Annotated in this window: 14 protein-coding genes; 9 read left to right on the forward strand and 5 right to left on the reverse strand. The window is 61.1% G+C overall.

Annotation, left to right across the window (positions count from 1 at the left end):
• The first annotated feature begins 25 nt into the window (after window positions 1-25).
• The 6 genes from JF539_RS17995 to JF539_RS18020 all read left to right on the forward strand — a co-directional run bounded on the left by JF539_RS17995 (window position 26) and on the right by JF539_RS18020 (window position 10,167).
• The gene (locus JF539_RS17995; RefSeq protein WP_207142106.1) at window positions 26-796 is read left to right on the forward strand and encodes a hypothetical protein; all 771 of its coding nucleotides are present in this window, start codon (window positions 26-28) and stop codon (window positions 794-796) included.
• Between the two features lie 10 nt (window positions 797-806).
• Complete coding sequence (locus JF539_RS18000; RefSeq protein ID WP_207142107.1) at window positions 807-3,065, forward strand: glycosyltransferase family 2 protein; 2,259 nt, start codon at window positions 807-809, stop codon at window positions 3,063-3,065.
• On the forward strand, window positions 3,062-4,390 hold the full coding sequence (locus JF539_RS18005) for a glycosyltransferase family 4 protein (protein ID WP_207142108.1): 1,329 nt from the start codon (window positions 3,062-3,064) through the stop codon (window positions 4,388-4,390). Before JF539_RS18000 ends, JF539_RS18005 begins: the two co-directional genes overlap by 4 nt.
• Window positions 4,391-4,402: 12 nt before the next feature.
• Entirely contained in the window at window positions 4,403-5,596 is a 1,194-nt protein-coding gene (locus tag JF539_RS18010; RefSeq protein WP_207142109.1) for a polysaccharide pyruvyl transferase family protein, read from the forward strand.
• A 225-nt stretch (window positions 5,597-5,821) separates the two neighbouring features.
• A complete protein-coding gene (locus tag JF539_RS18015) occupies window positions 5,822-7,351 on the forward strand; it encodes a DUF6212 domain-containing protein (protein ID WP_207142110.1) in 1,530 nt (509 codons plus the stop codon).
• Window positions 7,352-7,356: 5 nt separating this feature from the next.
• Window positions 7,357-10,167: a glycosyltransferase gene (locus tag JF539_RS18020; RefSeq protein ID WP_207142111.1), complete on the forward strand. Its 2,811-nt coding sequence runs from the start codon at window positions 7,357-7,359 to the stop codon at window positions 10,165-10,167.
• 45 nt (window positions 10,168-10,212) lie between these two features.
• Here JF539_RS18020 and galE read toward each other — a convergent pair whose 3' ends face one another.
• Together galE and JF539_RS18030 are read right to left on the reverse strand one after the other, a co-directional pair.
• Window positions 10,213-11,244: a UDP-glucose 4-epimerase GalE gene (gene galE, locus JF539_RS18025; protein WP_207142112.1), complete on the reverse strand. Its 1,032-nt coding sequence runs from the start codon at window positions 11,242-11,244 to the stop codon at window positions 10,213-10,215.
• 332 nt (window positions 11,245-11,576) lie between these two features.
• Entirely contained in the window at window positions 11,577-12,392 is an 816-nt protein-coding gene (locus JF539_RS18030) for an IclR family transcriptional regulator (RefSeq protein ID WP_207142113.1), read from the reverse strand.
• 378 nt (window positions 12,393-12,770) lie between these two features.
• Here JF539_RS18030 and JF539_RS18035 point away from each other — a divergent pair, with 378 nt between their 5' ends.
• Together JF539_RS18035 and JF539_RS18040 are read left to right on the forward strand one after the other, a co-directional pair.
• Complete coding sequence (locus JF539_RS18035) at window positions 12,771-14,876, forward strand: TonB-dependent receptor (RefSeq protein ID WP_207142114.1); 2,106 nt, start codon at window positions 12,771-12,773, stop codon at window positions 14,874-14,876.
• Between the two features lies 1 nt (window position 14,877).
• The gene (locus tag JF539_RS18040; protein ID WP_207142115.1) at window positions 14,878-15,834 is read left to right on the forward strand and encodes an ABC transporter substrate-binding protein; all 957 of its coding nucleotides are present in this window, start codon (window positions 14,878-14,880) and stop codon (window positions 15,832-15,834) included.
• Window positions 15,835-15,979: 145 nt separating this feature from the next.
• On the opposite strand, the gene JF539_RS18045 is transcribed toward JF539_RS18040, so the two are convergent.
• From JF539_RS18045 to JF539_RS18055, 3 genes are read right to left on the reverse strand one after another with little or no spacing between them, the layout of a single operon-like run.
• Complete coding sequence (locus JF539_RS18045) at window positions 15,980-17,041, reverse strand: FecCD family ABC transporter permease (protein ID WP_207142116.1); 1,062 nt, start codon at window positions 17,039-17,041, stop codon at window positions 15,980-15,982.
• Complete coding sequence (locus JF539_RS18050; RefSeq protein WP_419247692.1) at window positions 17,038-18,051, reverse strand: FecCD family ABC transporter permease; 1,014 nt, start codon at window positions 18,049-18,051, stop codon at window positions 17,038-17,040. The genes JF539_RS18045 and JF539_RS18050 overlap by 4 nt, the downstream gene beginning before the upstream one ends.
• The gene (locus tag JF539_RS18055) at window positions 18,048-18,839 is read right to left on the reverse strand and encodes an ABC transporter ATP-binding protein (protein ID WP_207142118.1); all 792 of its coding nucleotides are present in this window, start codon (window positions 18,837-18,839) and stop codon (window positions 18,048-18,050) included. Before JF539_RS18055 ends, JF539_RS18050 begins: the two co-directional genes overlap by 4 nt.
• Window positions 18,840-18,948: 109 nt before the next feature.
• Between JF539_RS18055 and JF539_RS18060 the strand changes: the two genes are divergently transcribed.
• On the forward strand, window positions 18,949-20,256 hold the full coding sequence (locus JF539_RS18060; RefSeq protein WP_207142119.1) for an NtaA/DmoA family FMN-dependent monooxygenase: 1,308 nt from the start codon (window positions 18,949-18,951) through the stop codon (window positions 20,254-20,256).

The raw sequence follows: 20,256 nt of genomic DNA on the forward strand, positions 1-20,256 counted from the left end.
ACGTCCAGCCCCAGAAAGACTAGCTATGAGCGTAGCCGAAGTGGAGAAGAAGACCGGAGCCGAAAAAGGAGGAGAGGCCCAGCCTCCCAAGTCGGCGCCCAGGATCCAGGGCCGCGTCGACGCGCTTGAAAACGGTCGCGTGCTCGGATGGGCCTGGGACGCGGCCAATCCTGGCGACCGAATGACCATCCATGTTTTCCATGACGGAAATCGGGTGATGAGCAAGGTCGCGGAAACGCCGCGCATCGATCTGAGACGGAACGGGATCGGCGACGGTGCCTACTCCTTCGATCTTGAATTGCCTCAGGCGGTTGCGGCGGCTCCCGATGGTTTGTCGGTCGTCGCCGAAACGCCGAAGGATGGGACGCAACTGAAACTGCCGCGTCCGAGCGCCCAGGAACGGGCAGCCGAGGCGGCTGTCGCGCTTCCGTTGTCGCTCGTCATGGAAAAGGTCGACCGTCTGATCGCCGCGCAGCGTCAGAGCGCGATCGGCCAGCGGGACGCGACTACCCTTTTGCGGGAGACAACGCAGCGGATCGACGCGCTTGCCTCGAACGAAGGCGAACTTGGCGAGGCGCTGGCGATCCTGAAAAGCGGGCAGGGCGATCTTGCCCAGCACGTCAAGGAGCTTGAGGTTTTTCTCCTGCGTTTCGATACGACGCTCAAGGGCTTCGACGACCGGCTGAAGGTGCTTGGCGAGAAAAGCCGAAGCAATCTCAGGCCCCATCTGATGATCCTGGCCGCGATGCTCGGGGTAGTCGGCGGCATGCTGTTTGCCGCGATAAGCGGGCTTTGAGGGCAGGCGGATGGATCAGGCGGTCTCGATCAAGGGAGTCAGGAAACTCGGCGGAGGTCTGGAAGGCCAGGCCGCCACGCAGGAGCACGACGCTTCCGAGGGAAAACTGCCTCTCGACGGCCAGTCCGCGCTCGTTTCGTATCTGGACCGGGAAACACTGCTGATCGCCGGCGTCGGCCATGCGTTCACCAACGGTCTGCCCGCCATCCTGAACGACGATCCAAAGAACACCGTCCCGTGTACGCTGGTTACGCTTCCCGCGGGACATCGGTCGGCAGCCAGGAAACGGCCCTTCGTCGCTCTTCTTTCCCTGCCCAGGAAAACGATCTCGGACCTCACCCGGGTTACGATCAGAAGCCAGGGGCACTCGTTTCCGTTCACGCTCAAGAGTGGACCGCTCGATTTCAGCGTCTTTCTGGAACAGGTCGAAGAGGCAACAACCCATTCTCGCTCGGATATCGTGGATTGTCTGGTCGAGGCCCTGGTTACCCCGGGAGCCAGTTCCCAGGCAATGCAGATTGCCGCCCGCATCGTTCAGGCCGTCGCGGTGCGCGACGGCTTCATCGAGGTGGTGGGCAGGTTCGACGAGGGGGAGGTCTTTGTCCAGGGATGGGCGAAGGAGTTGCCCGCCGGCAGCAGCCGCATTTTTGTTTTCGACGGCGCTTTGAAGGTCGCGGGTCTGAACTGCGGGCTTTTCGAGCGCAAGGACACCGGCGGAAAGGCCTACGGCTTCTGCGGGCTGGTCGAGGCCGAGGACCGGGTCGATGCGGAGAAAATCCGCAATATCTATCTTCGTGGCCGGACCGGCTGGAAGTCGCTGGAAGCGCATGAAAGGCGCAGCCTGACGGGCGCGCATGCCCTTCCCGGCCACATTCGGGCGATGCTGCCGAAACTGTCTCCGGCGGGGGACGGGCGAACGCATCTGCAGGCGGCGGCTCAACGGTTCGACGGCCGGGAAACGGTCAGCGAACTGGACGTGCCGGTTCGTGTCGCGGTCGATTTCTGCGCAGAGATCGATGGCAGCGGGGTTCTTCTGTCGGGCTGGCTGCTGAACCCGGAAGATCGGGTCAAGGCCGTCTATTTGAGGTCGTCAGGAACCGGATACCGTCTGGATACGACGTGGACCTCGCAGCCAAGGCCGGATGTCTCCACCGCGTTCGCCGAGTTGTCGCCGTTCCTGAACGCTCCAGGTGCCGGACACCGCCACGGGTTCATCGTTTTCGTTCCAGGGGGCAGGGCAAGCGGGGAACAGCCCGCTTATCTGGAAATCGTCCTGGACAGCGGGCGTTCCGCCTATGCGCCGGTGACCGTGGGCAGGGCGCCGCTCCGTGCAGCGCTGAAACGGCTGGTTTCCGGCCTCGACAATTCGACCGCTTTTCAGTCCGATATCCTGGAGCGCCAGTTCCTGCCGATGCTGCAAGCTGCGGAGAATCTCGAGCCGTACCTGGAAGAGTGTGTCGATATTGGCGCCACTGTCCCGGAGGCCGAACAATCGATCGTGGTCGGACTTGATGGCGATTTCGAGAGCGCGCGCGTGCTGCTGACGCTTTTTGCGGTCGACCCGTTCCTGAAGGGGACGCCGCTTGTTCTTGCCGCACCGAAAGCGATCCTTGCGGACCGGCTTGAAGAGCTCGGCCGGCTTGCGGACTTCTACGGCCTGTCCGTCCGGGCGGTTCTGGCGGCCAACGTGAACGACAGGCTGGACGCTCTTCAGGCCGGTGCCGCCGCCGCGCCATCCGAAACGGTCGTGTGTTTCAGCGGCAGCGTTCTGCCGAGCGGTCCGGGCTGGCTGGCTCCCTTGATCGCCGCCTTCAAGGAGCGGGAGGAAAGCTGTCTCGTTGCTCCGACGGTGCTTTACGAGGACGGTACGATCCGGTGGGCCGGGGCGTGGATCGATCAGGACCGCGGCCGGCCGGTGCTGAAACAGCACTATCTCGGATATCCGCGCCGCACGCTGCTTGGCGCCGAATCGAGCCAGGTCGCCGCAGCGCCCTTTGACTGCTGCGTCCTGCCGAAAACCGCGCTGGCCGGGGCCGGCGGGTTCAGCCGGACTTATCTCGGCACGGACGAAAAAGGGATGGACCTCGCCTTGAGGCTCGTCAGGTCCGGACTGCGGGCCTACTGGGTGCCGGAAGTTGAGGTGATCCACCCCGAAGATGGCGCGGCAGACGACCGGACGTGGCAGGCGCTCGTTTCCAGTCTGGACCGGAAAAACTTCGACCGTGTCTGGTCGCCCCTTCTCGGTTCCCTCTCGGAGGACAGCGCATGACAACTTCTGCCGGTCAGACGCTTCGCGTGCTCGTCGTTTCCCATGGACATCCCGCGCTGTCACTCGGGGGCGCCGAAGTGGCCTCCTACAATCTGCATCAGGGCCTGAAGTCCGCCGCGGGTTCCCAGTCCTTCTTTCTAGCGAGGGTCGGAGACACCTATCCGCGGCATGGCAGGTCGGCTCTCATGGGCGTTTCGGACGCGGATGACGAGTTGCTCTATCACGCCGACGACTACGATCACTTTCTCATTTCCAACCGCAATACCGGGGACATTCAAAGGGATCTGCGGCGTTTCGCGCGGACCTTGCGCCCGGATGTCGTGCATTTCCACCATTTTATCGGGCTCGGTCTGGAAGCGCTTTATGCCGTGCGCGACGCTCTGCCCAATGCGGTCATCGCTGTCACGTTCCACGAGTTTCTGCCGATCTGCCACCATCATGGCCAGATGGTCAAAACCGGCGGCAACAAACTGTGCGAAGCGTCATCGCCGATCGCCTGCAACGGTTGCTTTCCGGAGATTTCCCCGGGCGCGTTCCTGCGCAGAAAACACTTCATCCAGTCGATCCTGAGTCTTGCGGACGGCTTTATCGCTCCAAGCCGGTTTCTGATGGACCGCTATGTCGCGTGGGGGTTGCCGGAAGAAAAATGCGCGGTGATCGAAAACGGTCTGAACGTGCGCGAAAGGGCGCCGCCGCGGGTGCTCGAGGATCCGACGCAACGGCGGTCTAGGTTCGCCTATTTCGGCCAGATGACTCCCTACAAGGGGATCGACGTTCTCCTCGAAGCGGTTCAGCGCATTCCAAAGGCCGTTTGGGGCGACGACGCCAGCCTGACGATCTTCGGCGGCAATCTGGAGCGTCAACCCGAGCCTTTCAGGAAAAAGATCGGAAAGCTGCTCAAAAAGACCGGCGACCGGGTGCGTTTCGCGGGTGCGTATCAGAACAAGGATATGCCTTCGCTCATGCGGCAGGTCGACTGGGTTCTGATGCCGTCTGTCTGGTGGGAAAACTCACCGGTGATCATTCAGGAAGCCTTTTTTCACAAGCGTCCGCTGATTTGCAGCGGGATCGGCGGAATGGCGGAGAAGGTCCGGGACGGGGTCGACGGCCTGCATTTCCGAGCCGCAAGTCCGGAAGACCTGGCCGACCGCATGTCGGAAGTCCTCAGGACGCCGAAGATCTGGGATCAGCTCCACAAGGGTATTGTCGACCCCAAGACGCATTTTGACAGCGCGCAGGAGCATCTGACGTTTTATCGAACGCTCAAGGCGGGGCGCTCCTCGTCCCCAAACGTATTCCCGGGTGGATTGCAGAAGAGCGCATAGGGAGGGATTTTCATGGCGCGCATATTGGTGATGATACCGTCAGGAGAAGTTTACGGGCATAATAATGTCCGCTGGTACGAGTATCGAAACGTTCAGAAATTCATTGATCACTATCACAACATCGGTGATGCGTTCGTCTTCGATTCTTCGCTGAAGCTTCTGAACTACACGAAAGTCCAGACGCTGGAAATCGCGACGTTCGACCCTAACGAACTGGACCGGCTGCGCGAGGAATTCGATTACGTGGTTCTGCGCGGGTCCAACTACATCAACAGCGAAATGGACTGGAGACAGTCCGAACAGGTTCTCAAGCGTCTCGGTCTGCCCGTGCTTGCCTTCGGCATCGGAGCCCAGGCACCGACCGACGGCAAAATCGAGCTGTCGGAGAGCACCCGCAACGTTCTGCGGCTGATGGCTGACTCGACGCAGTCTATTGGCGTCCGGGGCGCTTATACCGCCGAAGTTCTTCACGACATCGGGATCGACAACACGCGCATTATCGGCTGCCCGACCGCGTTTCGCAAAAACGATCCGGACCTGAAGATCGTGCTGCCAGCACTCGAAACGGTCAAGAAGGTCGGGATCACCATTCGACGCGAGGTTTCACCGGCATACGCCAAGGATATCCGGCAATACCTGACGCTGCATCGCGAATTGATCAAGTCCTTCGCGTCCCGCTTCGATACGGTCCTGATGGCGCAGGGCGAACGGGAAGAAAAAAAGATCGTCCTCGGAACGCCCGAGCAGAAAGAGGAGGCGATTGCCACGCTGAAGGCGAATGCCTGGGCCAGTGAGTGGTATTTCGACGAGCAGGTGGAAGAGCTTTACCGCTCGAGGCTTTTCTATTCGGACGTTGTGGCTGACTACGATGACTGCGTCCGCGGCTGCGATCTGGTGCTTGGCTACCGCCTGCACGGCAACCTCATGGCCTTGGCCAATGGCGTTCCGGCGATCTACTTCACCTATGACAGCCGGACCCGCGAATTCGCCGATACCTTCAAGATCCCCAGTTTCGATGTATTTGCCGAGAAGGTCTTCCGGCTTGGAGATCTCTGGGATCAGTCGGCTTTCGATGCATTCAACCATGCCTATGCGCAGACTTACGCCGCGATGCGGGAGTTTCTGGACGAAAACAACGTTGATCACGTGATGCATTCTCCGGCGACGCTCGAACAAATAAACGATTTGAAAATCGCCTGGAGATGAAGCGAAAATGGTTTGAAAATGAAAACAAAATGAAAGTATTAGCGAGATTTATTGTGAATTGTTATTGATCGTGTTGTTAATTAAACCTCGTTAAATTCATGTTGATTCTCAATAATTTGTGGTCATGCCTCATTCTTGTCGTAAACTCTTTTGAATAACTGTAAATCGTATTTGCAGGGTGGGTGTATAAAGGTGCGCAGCCGCTCAGTCGGAATGGGGGCTTGAATGACAGTCGTGGCCACACAGGAATCGTTTGCCGTTCGCAAGCAGGCCGGAGAGGCCGTGCTTCTCAAGGAGTTGACCCTGATCGTGGCCGGGGTGGCGCGGCAAGACATTCCCGCAACCCTGCTGGGCGCTGTCCGAACCGTTTGGTTCGAAGGGCTTGAGGAGAGCGGAGCCTGGTTTTCGGACGAAAACGGTAAACGGTTTCTGGTGGCTGAAGTGCCGCTGATGCCTCTGGCTGTCCTTGTCGGTTCTGCCGAGCAGGCCGGGAAGAACCTGTTTTTCAAGTGGCTTCAACGTCATGGCGTTGCGCAGATGCCCGCGGCTGTTGTCTGGAACGGTGACGACGTCGGTGCAACGGTGGCCTCTCTTGTCGGACTCGTGGCGGGCCATGTGAATGCCGGTGCGCGGCGGCTTGCGTTGTCGAACAAGGAACTCAAGACACTCCGGAGCCTCAACGACGACCTTCAGAACCGGTTCGCGGCCATCGAGGCCTTTTTGAACCGTTACGGGCTTCAGCCGCTCGATCTGATTTTCGCCAACGAACCCGCGGAAAATCCGCTCAATCCGAATGTGCTGGCCACCGCGCCCGCCGAAGGCATCTGTCAGATCCTTCCGGTGCCGAGCGCGGGCGTCAGCAGCGTCGCCATTCATATCGAGTCCATGGGTGTGCGTCAGGATCTGAAGATGCGCGCGCAACTGGTTACGCTTGAGGATCAAAGGATCGTCGAAACCTGGCAATTCACCAGCGGTGATCTTCTTGCGGGCTGGAACAATTTCGGCCTGTCGCGCTCGCTGGCGGGCTTGCGCAGAACGCTTGAGTTCCGGTTGCAGATCGAACAGAGCGAAGACGAAATGCCGGTCCTGTCCGTGGGAGGGCTGCAACCTATCGAGATGTTTCAGGTCCGTGGCGCCTCGACCGGCGCCCCGGTTCTGAAAAACAGTCTGGCCCTGCAGGTCTGGGGTGGCATTCCCGGTGTTTCCATGCCGTCTCACGCCAATTACATACCGGCGCAGTCCCGGCAGGCCGGTGCGGGAGAAGGTTTCGACGACGTACCGGTCGCCCCGGGCATTCTCGAACATGCGTGCCTGGCGAACGCGGAGGAGGTGACCTTCGATTTCGAGGCGATCATGCCACTGCCGACGGAGCGGGCGATCGGCTGTCATCCTCCTGCGAAGGGAATGACAATCGGGATGTTGCCGGACGCCTGCCCGCCCGAGGTCGTCAGGATGTCGGTAAAAGCGTTCATCGACAACAGCCGCGCGGCCGACATCGATTTCGGGCTGGTCGTTGCGCGGGACCTGGATGCGGCACGCGATCTTTTCCTGGAGGTCCGGGAGCCGGTGGCGGGAGAGGCCTGGTCCGGCTGGAAATCCGTCACCTACGGTGACGTGGCGCATTTGAGTGCCTTTGCCGCGGAACGGGTCGGCGTGTGGCAGAACGTCTACTTCGCAACCCGGATGAGCGAGGCTGGCGGCAACGATTTCGCCTGGGCGAAGTTCAAGAACTTCCGAGCCGTCGTGAGCGGATGAGCGAGATGTTCGACTTGACGGTTCCCGGCTCGGACAAGCCGAATGTCCGCCACGCGGAATTCGGCAGTTCCGGCCCGGACGCTCCGGTGCTCGCGATCCTCATTCCGGTGTTCAAGCATTCGGTTCTTCTGGCGGAGGCGATCGAGTCGGCGCTTGCCCAGGTTGCGCCCTTCAAGATTGCAGTCGTGATCGTGGACGACGGTTGCCCCTTTCCCGAAACGGCTCATGTCGGACAGGCCTATGCGCTTGCCCATGAAAACGTCTTTTACCTCAGGAAGGCGAATGGCGGCCTGAGTTCCGCGCGCAATTACGGCATCGAATTCGCGCTGCGCAGCTTCGCCGGCCTGGAGGCGATCTATTTTCTCGACGCGGACAACCGGATTACACCGCCGGCGATGCGCGTTCTCATGAACTTCCTGCGTTCCAGCGCGGGGGTCGACTGGGTCTATCCCAACATCGACAAGTTCGGGATCGAATGGAACGGCAACTACACCGCTCAATATTCCAGGCTGTTGCATGTGACGTTCGACAATATCTGCGAGGCCGGCAGCCTGGTCTCCAGATCCATCCTCGATGCCGGGGTTCGCTTCGATGAAAGCATGAAGTCCGGCTTCGAGGATTGGGATTTCTGGCTGCAGGCGATCTCGAAGGGGTTCAAGGGGGCGAACCATCCGTTCTTCGGCTTTGAGTACCGCCAGCGCGCCGAAAGCATGCTGCGCGATTCAAACAGATCGCGCGAAAGCATCCTTGCCTACATCAAGACCAAGCACAAGAAGCTGTTTTCGCCTGACACGCTCTTGAAATGGGAACATGAGGAGGCTCCGCGTTTCGCCGCCATCGGTACCGATTCCTACCTCGTGGATCTCTTCACCGATCCGGTCGCGCGCCCTGAAAACCGGAGCCTCGAGGAGTTCGTCAGGCGCTTCTGGGCCGCGCGTTCGGAACCCGAGACATTTGGCGTGCCGCCTTTCTGGCTCTGGATGTCCCCCCCTCATCGGGAGGCCCTGAGGAGCTTCGGTCTGCTTCACAACGTGCTGTGGCTGGGCGAAAGGCTGTCCCAGTCCAGCCATTTTGTCGCGATCCGTTTCGAAAGCGACAAGGACAGGATCGCGGTCGAGGTGGTCGAGCGGGGCGCGGGCAAGCCGCTTGCCAAGCGGCCGCTCGGCTGGATGTGCTCGCTCGGGATCGTTCAGCAATGCGTGGCCGACAAATCGGACGACTGGGTCCGGTCGCTCCAGGGAGACAATCCGGCGCCGAAAGTTGCCGAGATCGTCATCCGGGGTCCGTTTTCGGCGGACGATATCCAGGGGACCGCGCTGTCTTCGACCAACAGCCTTCTGGCAACGCTTGGGGCGCTTCGGGACAGCGGCTACAAGCACGATCCGGACGAGCGCTGGATCTGGCGTTCGGCCTATCTGCCCGATCGCAGCAGGTACTTCGAGCTTCTGCGCCAGACCGCCGGAGCCGGGCCCCTCATGCCGCGCCTGGCAAAGGAGGGCGGCGCGCTGAGGATCGGTCTGCTTCTGCCGATCGCCTCTTTCGGTGGGGTGGAAAAGGTCGCCTACGCGATGGCGCGGGTGCTGAAGCAGGCCGGTTGCGAAGTTCATCTTTTTGTCTTCGGCAAGCCCGTGTACAGCCGTATCCCGGACAACGAGGGTGTTTTCGACAGTCTCAATTTCCTGGCCGCCGACTACCCGTTGTGGGGTGGTCCGCAGACCTTCTCCGGTCATGAGATCCTCATGGCGGAGGACGAGAATGCCCGACTGGAAGAGGTCCTCGGTCTCCTGACCGGGCTGGATGTGGTGGTCAACAACCAGCTGGCGCCTGCCAATGCCGTGTTCGGAGAACTGCGGCGGCGCGGCGTCAAGGTGGTCAATTACATTCATGTACTGGACAGTTCGGAAATGGGCCGTCCAGCCGGTCACCCTTATCTGGCGCTTGCTTACGAGCATATCTACGACAGTGTTCTGACCTGTTCCCGGGATATGGCCGAGTGGCTTCATGCCATGGGGGTGCCCATGGCCAAGCTCCTGCATATTCCGAACGCCGCCGGCTATCCGATGGCGCCCGACGAGGTGAAACGGCTGGCCGACGGACGGCAGCGGGACAGGGACGGGCCTCTCAGGGCCCTGTTTCTGGGACGGCTCGACCGGCAAAAGGGGATCGAGCGCATCTTCGCCGCCGCCCGTGCCCTGAAGCGGCGAGGAGTCGAAATCGATTGGCGCATCGTCGGGGCTGATGTCCTGGACGAAGGCGCGGGCGGGTCATGGAAGGAGCGCTTCGGCGATATCGGCATCAAGGTCGAGCCGCCGGTCCACGACAGCCGCCGTCTGAGCAAGCTGATGGCCTGGGCGGATGTCTTTGTGCTGCCGTCCCGCTGGGAAGGGGCGCCGCTGACAATCGTTGAGGCGCAGCGCCTCGGCTGCGTTCCGGTCGTGACGGACGTCGGAGCGGTCAAGGAACTGATCGAGGACGGCGTCGATGGCCTTCTGCTGCGGTCAAACGACGACGGCGTTGTCACGTACGATCTGATCGCTGTCCTCGAAAGTCTCGCGCAACCGGGGACAGTCTTGCGGGAGTTGTCCGCGAAAGCAGCCTCCCGGGCATCCGAACGCAGCTGGGAGAAAAACCTGCAGCCGTTTCTGAGGCAGTTGCACAAGTGGTTTCCCGACCAGCTTCAGAGCATCCGGCGGGGCAAAGTGGCGCGTTCCGGCGGCGGCGACGCCGTGCAGAAGTCCCCAGCGGAAAAGCGCGATGCGGGAACGCGGGGCCGGCATGAGCCGTGGGTGCGCCATATCAAGGCGCATAGATCGTGACCATTCGCGAGCCGGCGGAAACCGCCGGCTTCCGAACCAATCCGTTCAGGCGGCTGTGGTCTCGTACCCCCGGGGGTTCTTGCAGACCCAGTTCCAGGTGTCGCGGCACATGGCGTCGAGATCCCGCTCCGCCTTCCAGTTCAGCAGTTTTTCGGCCATCGCGGTGTGCGCGAAGCACTCGGCGACATCGCCGTCGCGCCGGGGGGCGAAGGAATACCGGATTTCCTTGTTCGATGCCCGCTCGAAGGCGCGGACCATTTCCAGGACGCTGTAGCCGGTTCCGGTCCCGAGGTTGACGGCAAAACAATTGGACGGAGCCGCGCCGGAGGCCAGGACCTCGTGCGCGCGCAGGTGACCCTCGACGAGGTCGGTGACATGGATGTAGTCGCGTATGCCGGTTCCGTCGCGGGTTTCGTAATCCTTGCCGAAAACCGACAGCTCCGCTCTCCGGCCATCCGCGACCTGGGTGATGAAGGGCATCAGATTGTTCGGGATGCCAAGCGGGTTCTCGCCGATCAGGCCGCTGTCGTGCGCCCCGACCGGGTTGAAGTATCTCAAGATTCCGAACCGCCAGGAGGGATCGCTCGCGGCGATGTCGCGCAACATGTCCTCGATCATCAGTTTGGTCCGGCCATAGGGATTAACGGCCGATGTCGGATGATCCTCGGTGAGCGGCAAATACTTCGGTTCGCCGTAGACGGTGGCAGACGAGGAAAAGATCATCTGCCTGACGCCGCATTTCGCCATGGCCGAGAGAAGGCGCTGCGTACCGACGACGTTGTTGTCGTAATAGGCGAGCGGGTCCTTCGTGCTTTCTCCGACGGCTTTCAATCCCGCGAAATGGACCACCGCCGAGCAGCCGTATTGGTCGAGCACGGCTTCAAGCCTGGCCTGATCCCGGATGTCGGCCGCCTCGAATGCGACCTTCCGGCCGGTGATCGCGCTCACTCTGTTGAGGCTGACACTGTTGGCGTTGGACAGATTGTCCAGAACGACAATGTCATGACCGGCCTCGAGGAACGTGACACAGCAATGTGAACCGATGAAGCCAGCGCCGCCGGTGATAAGTACAGTCATGTAGCCCCCATTCGCCAGAAATCAGTGCAAATTGCACGAGTTTTATTTCGAATTTCGATCTATACTAAGTATTGCTGTTCTTCTTTTATTTATTGATTCTTCTTTGGTGAAATTAAGGCAAGTAAAATTTTGAAAAAATTGAAACTAAATCTGTCGATCGAGGGGCCTCTTACTTGTGTGGACGCGCGGAAAATCGCTGTCGCCTCAACCTGAGGGCGAGCGAAGGCTGCGCCGAAAAACGCACATGGGTGCGTCCGGCGGGAAGGCCGGCGCTGAATGGGCTGAGTTTCAAGCTGGTGGATGACCGCCGCTAAAAGAGGCGGGGGGAGCGGTCAGTCCCGGCTGCTCTCGGGCGCAAGGTCTGAAAAGCCGGCGGTGCCACCGGTTTCGAAGGCGACGCGCTTGGCGGATTCAAAAAGTGCTTTTCTGTCTTCCGGCTTGCGCAATCTGCCGAGATTGGTGACCGTGGTCATCACGCAGGCGATCTCTTGCTGGGCGTCGAAAACGGGAACAGCCTGCCCGGTGATGTTCGGCAGCAGGTGGTCGGTCAGTTCGGCCCAGCAGCTTTTTCGGACTTCACCGATGAGTGCTTTCGAAGGCTCTTTGCCTCTGAAATGGTCGGGCTGCAGGTTTCTTGCCGCCTGAATGTTGCTTGCCGGAAGGTAGGCCTGAAAGACAAGGCCGCAGGCGGAGTTGTCGACCGGCAGGATATCGCCAAGGCCGACGGAGCTGATTGAAAAAAAAGCGCTGCGGTACCAGCGCACCAGGGTGGGGCCGCGTTCCGTCCAGATCGCCACGCCGGTGCTTGCGGCCGAACCGCTTGCGAGTTTTTTCATGTGACTGGCGGCGATCTCGACCGGGTCGACTCTCTTCAGCGCGCCGATCCCGATGCTGAGCGCCGTCGGTCCGAGATCGTAAAATCCGGTTTGCGGGTCCTGCATGGCGAGGCCTTCCTTGACCAGGCTTTGCAGATAACGATGCGCTGTCGGGCCGCCGGTTCCGGCTTGCCGGGCAATGACGCCGAGAGCCAGAGGTTCTTCGGCGTTCGCCAGTATCTTCAGGAAACGGGTCGCGATCGAAACCGACTGGATCGTGCCGGAGCGTTTGCCGGGTTTGTCTGTGGCAGCAGCTGCTTCCGACTCGCTCATTCGACCGGTGCTCCAAGCCCGAGAACCTGTGCGCCGGCGTGTCGCTGCTGTCTGTTTCCGCTCAAGTCACCCTCCCATTGCCTGTCGTCACGTTAGGCTGCTTTTTCTGTCTGTGCAATCGGATGGGAACTCGAATTATCTTTTCTAATCAGTTTGTTGAGGCGGGGTGTTGCGAACGTGCAACTTTTAAACATGAACTTCTTGCTCATATTGTAATGCAGAATGCATTCTATATAGTGAAATTTAACCAAAGGGACAGCCGGTTGGGGCGCCGCCTTTCAGGAAGGGGGCTGCGCGGCGGTCCCGCAGGCCATTTTCGGAGTTTTGCCAGCTAGAGTCAGTCTGTTAGCCAGGCAATGAAACCTTCAGGGATCGACTATGAAATCGAGTGTGTGGGGGGTGCTGCTTGGCGGCACCGCGATTGTTTCATCGGCGTTTTTTGTTCAAGGCAGCGCATTCGGGCAGGAGGTTCCGCCGGTCGACGCCTCGGGTACCACCCTTCTCGACACGATCTTCGTCAGTGGCGAGAAAATCTCCCGCACGCTGCAGGAGACGGCCAGTTCGGTGGAGATCATCACCGGCAAGGACCAGGAAGCGCGGCCCGAACAGCAGAACGTTCAAAGCGCCATCGCGGATGTCCCGAATGTCTACTATCCGGGTACGGTCGGTGTCGCCCCGGTGATCCGGGGGCAGGACACCCAGGGGCCGAACACCGGCGCCGTCGCCTTCTATTCAGGCACCGTGCCGCGCGCCGCGATCAATATCGACGGTCACTATCAGAACTATTTCGAAACCGTGTTCGGAGGAACGTCGATCTGGGATCTGGACCAGATCGAGGTTTTCCGCGGCCCTCAGACCACCTCGCAGGGTGCCAACAGCATTGCCGGTGCGATCATCGTCAAGACGAAGGACCCGACCTTCACTCCGGAAGGGGCGTTGCAGGGCGAATACGGCAGCTATAACACGTACCGCGTGTCGGGAATGCTGTCCGGTCCCTTGAGCGACCAGGTCGCCGCCCGTGTTGCGCTCGACTACTACGGCCGGGAGACGTTCATCGACTATATCAACGCGGGTTTCGTTGAAGACACGACGGATCTGGACCCCATGTCCTTCAATGGCCGCGCCAAGCTTCTCTGGACGCCGGACGCGCTGCCGGGACTGACGGCGAAACTCACGTACGCGACGACCCAGAACAATCAGCCGACATACGAAGCCGCCACCGTCGAACCCTTCGACAATCTGGAAAACGACCAGGCCAGCGTGCCGAGTTTCTTTCAGAGGACCCATACCGGCATCGCCGATATCGTTTATGAATTCGACAACGGCATGACGTTCAGCAACCAGACCCAGTTTTCGGATCTTTCCGTGAAGCGTGACGTGGATCCCGCCGGACAGGGCAACGCGACCATCGATCAGCAGAACTGGACGAACGAGGCCCTGATCAACTTCGGCGGCGAGGACAGCAAGGTCAGCGGTGTCGCGGGTGTTTTCTTCTCGCACACCCAATCGGACGAAACGCTCATGCTGACCTTCAACGGCAATCCCGACTTCGAGGATAAGAAGGACAACATCGGTATCTTCACCGAGATCGACTACCGCATCAACGACGCCTGGATGTTGACCGGTGGGCTGCGTTTCGAAAACGACAGGGTGCAGCGCAGCGGTACGTCGACAACGGGGGCTTTCGTGCCTGTCGATTTCGACTTTGACGAGACCTTCAACGCGCTTCTTCCCAAGATCGCACTCGCCTACAATGTCACGCCGGATGTGACGGTTGGCGGCCTGGTCAACCGGGGCTTCAATCCCGGTGGCGTCGCCTTCGACTTCGTCAATGGCCAGCCTGCCGAATTCGACGCCGAAACGCTCTGGAATTATGAAGTCTTCGGCCGCGCGAACCTGTTCGACGACAAGCTCTCCGTCTCGGCGAACATCTTCTACACGGATTTTTACGATGCACAGCGCTACTTCCAGACCGAGTTGCCGTCGGCTCCGGGGGTGACCACTTATATCACCCTCAACGCCGAGCGGGCTTATTCCTACGGCCTGGAATTGGCGCTCGGCTATCAGGTTCTGGACAATCTGCGCCTGAACGCCAATGCGGGTGTCCTGCAGAGCGAGATTACGGAATTCGATGCCCTGCCGACCGTCGAAGGCAACGAGTTCTCCAAGTCGCCGGGGTATACGCTGGGATTCGGCTTTGACTGGAATGTGCTGGAGAACCTGATGCTCTCGGCGAATGTCGAGTATTTTGACGGTTACTATTCCGACGATCTCAACACCGCCGCATTCCAGATCGACCCCTATACAATCGCCAATGCCCGGGCGACCTATCAGTTCCACGATCATTTCGAGGTCTTCGGCTACGTCAACAACATCTTCGACGAACGGGTGCCGACTTACCGTGAGAACCGTCCCGGCGTCGCCAATTTCGCGATCATGACGGCGCCGCGCATGTTCGGCATCGGCGCGAAGGCGACGTTCTAAGATGCGGTTCCCGGCCTTTTTCTTCGCGGTTCTGGCGGCGGGCGCCGCCATGGCCGGCGACGTGACCGTGACGGACGACAGCGGCCGCTCCGTCACTCTGCCGGAGCAGCCGGAGCGCATCGTCGTGCTACACGAACCGCTGCTCGGCATTCCCCTGATGGATCTGGGTGTGACGCCGGTTGCCAGTTACGGCCGGGCGGAAGACGGGAGCAACCTCACGGCGCTCGATTTCGTGGACATCATCCTCGGTCCGGGCACCGAGAAACCGGGAACGGGGATCGGTCCGATCGGCAATATCGATCTCGAAAAGCTGGGACGGCTGGACCCGGACCTCATCCTGGCGACCGAGTTCGATATCGACAAGGCGGAACGCTTTTCGGCCGTCGCGCCGGTGTATCTGAAAAGCGTCAGCACAGGCGTCGCCAGCGGCATCAGCGTGCAGGAGGATCTGGCGGAGCTTCTTGGGCTGCAGGATCGCTTCAAGGCGAGAAAAGCGGACTATCTCGAAAGGGTCGCGGCGCTGCGCGACCGCTTTGCCGACAATATCGAGGGCAAAAGCTACGTCGCGATCTTCCTCACCGATCAGGTCAATCTCATCGGCGAGATGTCAGGTGCGGTGCAGGCACTCAAGGACCTCGGTTACAAGCGTGCGGAAGTCACGGATTTCGGCGCGGCGAAGGGGAGCGGCAGCACCTTGTTCATGCCTCTCAGCCCGGAGGTGTTCGTCCGGCTCAATCCGGACGTCATGATCCTAATGGGAACATATGCGAAGGAGAACCGGAGCGAGTCCGCGATCCGCAAGCGTTTGAGCCAGATTGTTCCAGGCTGGGAGAACTTCCTCCGTCCGGCAAAGGAGAACCGGCTGATGTTCCTGGATTCGGCCGAGGTCTCCACGCCGACCGTTGCCAGTGCGGAACATACGGTGGATGCGGTTGAGGCCTGGCTTTCCGAACGCTGAGGCACCCGTTTTCCGGGATGTGGTTCAGGACCCGTAGTCTCATTGCCCTGACACGAAATGCGCGTTTGAATGTGTCGTCCCGGACTTGGCTGAGGCCGAACCGGGGCGGCACTTTCCGGCGTTTTCTTCAGCGGCCGGTCAAGAGTTATTCCGAATAGGCCCGCAGGGTTCGCAGGCGCAGGGCGATGACGAAGAGCGGGACACCGATCAGGGTCAGGCTCAATCCGATCGGGAACGTCAGGCCGCCGGCCGCCCCCCTCGTCATGGCGTCGGCGGCAAGCACCAGCAGGCCGCCCATCAATCCGGAGAGCAGGAGTTTGGCGCGGCCGGTCGACGGCGAAATGGCGTTGGCGATGTGGGGAGCCATGATGCCCAGAAAAATCAGCGGCCCTACGGCCGACACCGCCGCCGCGCTCAAGAGAACAGCGGCCAGCAGGATCAGCGGCCGGGTCCGGGTGACGTTTTCGCCGAGCGCCATGGCGGTCTCGTCGCCGAGGTCGTAGGCGGAGAGCGCGCGTCCGAGCAACAGGCAGACCGGCAGGCTGAGCAGGAACCAGGGCGCGAGGGTCGCGGCGCCCTGCCAATCCGCCAAAAGAAGCGATCCCGCCATCCAGGCGGCGAGCGCGAAAGACACCTCGTCCGGCGTGTAGAGGATCAGGATGGAGGTCACTGCGGACAGGATCGTTTCCATCGCGATTCCCATGAGCAGGATGGCCAGTCCGCTGGAGTTGCCGCTGCCGACAAGCCACAAAAGGGCAAAGGCCACCATCAAGCCGCCTGCGAGCGCGGCAAGAGGCAGGGCGGCCGGCGGCACCTGAGGCATGAACACCATGAGCACAAGGATCATCGTAACCGATCCCTGGCTGAGGCCGAACAATCCAGGGTCCGCCAGCGGGTTGCGTGCCAGGGACTGCAGGAACACGCCGGACACGGCCACCAGCCAGCCCGCCATGAAGCCGACGGCCATGCGGGGCAAGCGTACCTGCCACACCGCGAAGCTGGCGTCTTCCGGCAGGGCGGATGCGAACATGGAGCGCAGGACGTCCGCGAGCCCCGCCTGGGTGGTGCCGACGCTCACGGAAATCGCCGTGATGACCAGAGCCGCAGCCAGAAGCAGTCCGGCTCCGTAGAGATTGCCGAGCTTGATCTGCAGGCCGGATTTGAACCGGACCACGCGTTTGCCGTCGAGGGATCGCTCCAGCCTCATTTTGCCGGCCTGGCGTTCGGGGCGAGATAGTATCGCTTGACGATCAGGACGAAGATCAGCCCGCCGACAAGGTCCATGATGATGCCCGTGTGCAGCACGTAAGGGGGGAAGGCCTGCCGGGCGATCAGATCCGCCAGCAGGCAGACCAGCGCGCCGAGAAAGGCCGAGGCCGGAAGAGCGGCAGAGAAGCGGGCACCGACCAGAGGGCGCACTATATGCGGCACGACAAGGCCGACGAAGCCGACGGGTCCGCAGATCGCGACAGCCGAACCGGCGGCGGCGAGAACAGCCGCAAATGCCAGCCGGCGGGTCCAGACGACATTCACTCCGATCGAGGCCGCCTTTTCCTCGCCGAACATGATCAGGGTGAGTGGCCGCGCGAGGATCAGAAGTACGAGGAAACTGGCCGCGCCAAGTCCCCAGACCTGGTAGAGCCGGTCGGCATAAACGTGATTGATGTTGCCGGTGATCCAGCCGAGAAAATCCGAGCGGCGGGCCGGATCGGACAGAAGGACCGCGTTGGAAAGGGCGACATAGAGCATCGAAACAAGACCGCCGGCCAGGATGAAGGACAGGCCGCGCGGATCCTTGCCGCCACCGGCAAGGCGGGCGACCGCGAGGCAGGAGACAAAACCAGTGGCGGCTCCCGCCAGGGCTGCCACCCCCTGTGCGGCGAGCCCGAGATCGAACAGGAAGGCGCCCGTGACGACGAAAAGCGTGGCGCCCGCGTTGATGCCGATTGTGGACGGAGCGGCGAGCGGATTGCGCAGCATGCCCTGGGTGACAAGACCGCTGGCGGCCATCATCGCGCCTACATAGATCGCGATCAGCGCGCGGGGCAGCCTCTGGTAGACCACGACATAATGATTGAAATCCTCCGGGTTGAAGGCAAGCAGCGCCGAGAGGACGTCTGCGAAGGGGATGTAGGTCGTGCCGATGGCGAGATTGGTCACAAAGCCCGTTGCGAACAGGACGGCCACGAGGCCGTTCACCGCAAGACTCCGGGTCAGCATGCCTGCGCCCGTCTTTCGTCGCCAAGCCTCGGCAGGCAGACGAGGCGGTTGCCGCGTTCGAACACCTCCACATCCAGATCGAAGACACGGGCGATGTTTTCCGGGGTAATGTTTTCCGCAACCGGCCCCGAGGTCAGCACCTCGCCGTCCTGCATGATGACAACGTCATCCGCGAAGGCGGTGGTCAGGTTGAGGTCGTGGAGAACGGTGACCACGGTCTTGGCGGAGCGGGACGAAAGATCCCGGACCAGCCCCAGAATGCCGAGCTGGTATTTCATGTCTAGATGGTTGACGGGCTCGTCCATCAGGACGATGTCGGAATCCTGCGCGAGGATCATCGCGATCCAGGCGCGCTGCCTCTGGCCGCCGGACAGGGAGTTCATTTTCCGACCCGCCATGTCCGCGAGGCCGACTGTTTCCAGTGCCGAACGGAACAGCTCCCGGTCTTTCTCGCCCGCGCCGCCGAACATCGAGTAGCGTGCGTATCCGGCCAGCTCGATCAGCTCCCCGACCGTTATGTATTCCGGACAGTGGCTTTCCTGCGGAAGGTAGGCAATCCGCCGGGCGAACTGACGGCGGTTCATGTTCTTGACCGGCTTGCCCTCGAGGTGCACATCGCCGGCGGACACGGGGAGAAATCCCATGATCGCTTTCAGGAGGCTGGTCTTGCCGCAGCCGTTCGGGCCGATAATGGCTGTAAACCGGCCGGCGCCGAAGGTAACAGAGACGTTTTTCAGAACCTCGGTCTTTCCGTAAGCCGCGCTGACTTGATGCGCCCTCAGCAAATTGAACCTCTTGATATTTCGCAATGCAGAAGTCTTTATACTATGTGGAATGCATCAGCAATTCCGCCGATCTGCCCGCACGCCCATTTCACAAGGAAAGAACGACCGGATGACGTCTTCAAGGAAGCTTCACATTGGGATGTCTTTGGCCCCGACCTGGCTTAGTGGAGATGCTTGGCGCAGGGGCGACAGCGGCGTTGAAGGACTGTTTTCGCCGCATTATTATGTAGATATCGCACAACGGTCCGAGGCTGCAAAGCTCGATTTCGTGTTCCGTCCCGATACCCTGTTCCTGGATGCGGCGCGGCTTGAAGACAGTCCAGGCTTCGCGAGCCTTGATCCGACGATCCTGCTGGCAGCCATTGCCGGTGCGACCAGCCGCATCGGTTTGCTGTCGACGGTCTCGACGACCTTCCTTCCGCCTTATGTCATCGCCCGGCAGATCCAGTCGCTGAACGCCCTCAGCAACGGACGCGCGGGTTGGAACATCGTGACCGCGCTCGACGGCAACGAGAATTTCGGTCTCTCGGACATGCCGTCCTCCGACGAACGCTATGCGAGAGCCAAAGAGTCCGTGGAGATTGTCCGCCGGTTGTGGGAGGGGTTTCCCGGCGACGCGCTCAAACTGGACCGGGAAACGGGCCGTTATGCCGATCCGGCCGCCATTCGCGCGATTGATTTCGATGGCCGGTTTTACAAGGTCAGGGGCCCGCTCAACATGCCGGACATGGCAGAGGATCCGATTCCGCTCATTCAGGCCGGAGCATCGCCCACGGGGCGGGCCTTCGCGGCGTCGATTGCCGACGCCGTTTTCGCCGCGTCGCCGGACAGGGACGCGGCCATCGAGTTGAGGGCCGACCTTCGAAACCTGGCGGAAGCCTCGGGCCGGTCCGCGGACAAGATCAGGGTGCTGCCGGGGCTGAGCCTTTACCTCGCCGAAAGCCGGGGCGAGGCGCTCGAGCTTTACATGGAAACGCACAAACGACTGAACCGGGGCCAGAAATTCGCAGCCGTCAAGGCGTGCATCGGACTGGACCTGACGGATTGGCCGAACGACAGGCCGGTCACTGCCGAGGATCTGCCGGAAGAGCCGGCAACCGTGAAGAACCGGACCATGGCAGGACTGCTCAGACGGCTCATCGTCCGGGACAGCCCGACCCCGGACGAACTCCTGAAACGCCCGGAGGTGATCGGCTCCGCCCATTGGCAGATCATCGGTACGGTCGAAGACGCGATCGAGGGCATCCGGGACTGGCACGACGCGGGGGCGATCGACGGGTTTATCGCGGTGCCGGGCGGTTCGGTTTCATCGATGCATCTGACGTTGCACGAACTGGTTCCCAGGCTCGCCGAGGCGGGGCTGTTCCGTTCCGACTATTCCGGCACCAGTTTTTACAGCCACTTGACGGAAGAGTAG

It is taken from the genome of Roseibium aggregatum (assembly GCF_017309185.1).
GTDB lineage: Bacteria > Pseudomonadota > Alphaproteobacteria > Rhizobiales > Stappiaceae > Roseibium > Roseibium aggregatum_B.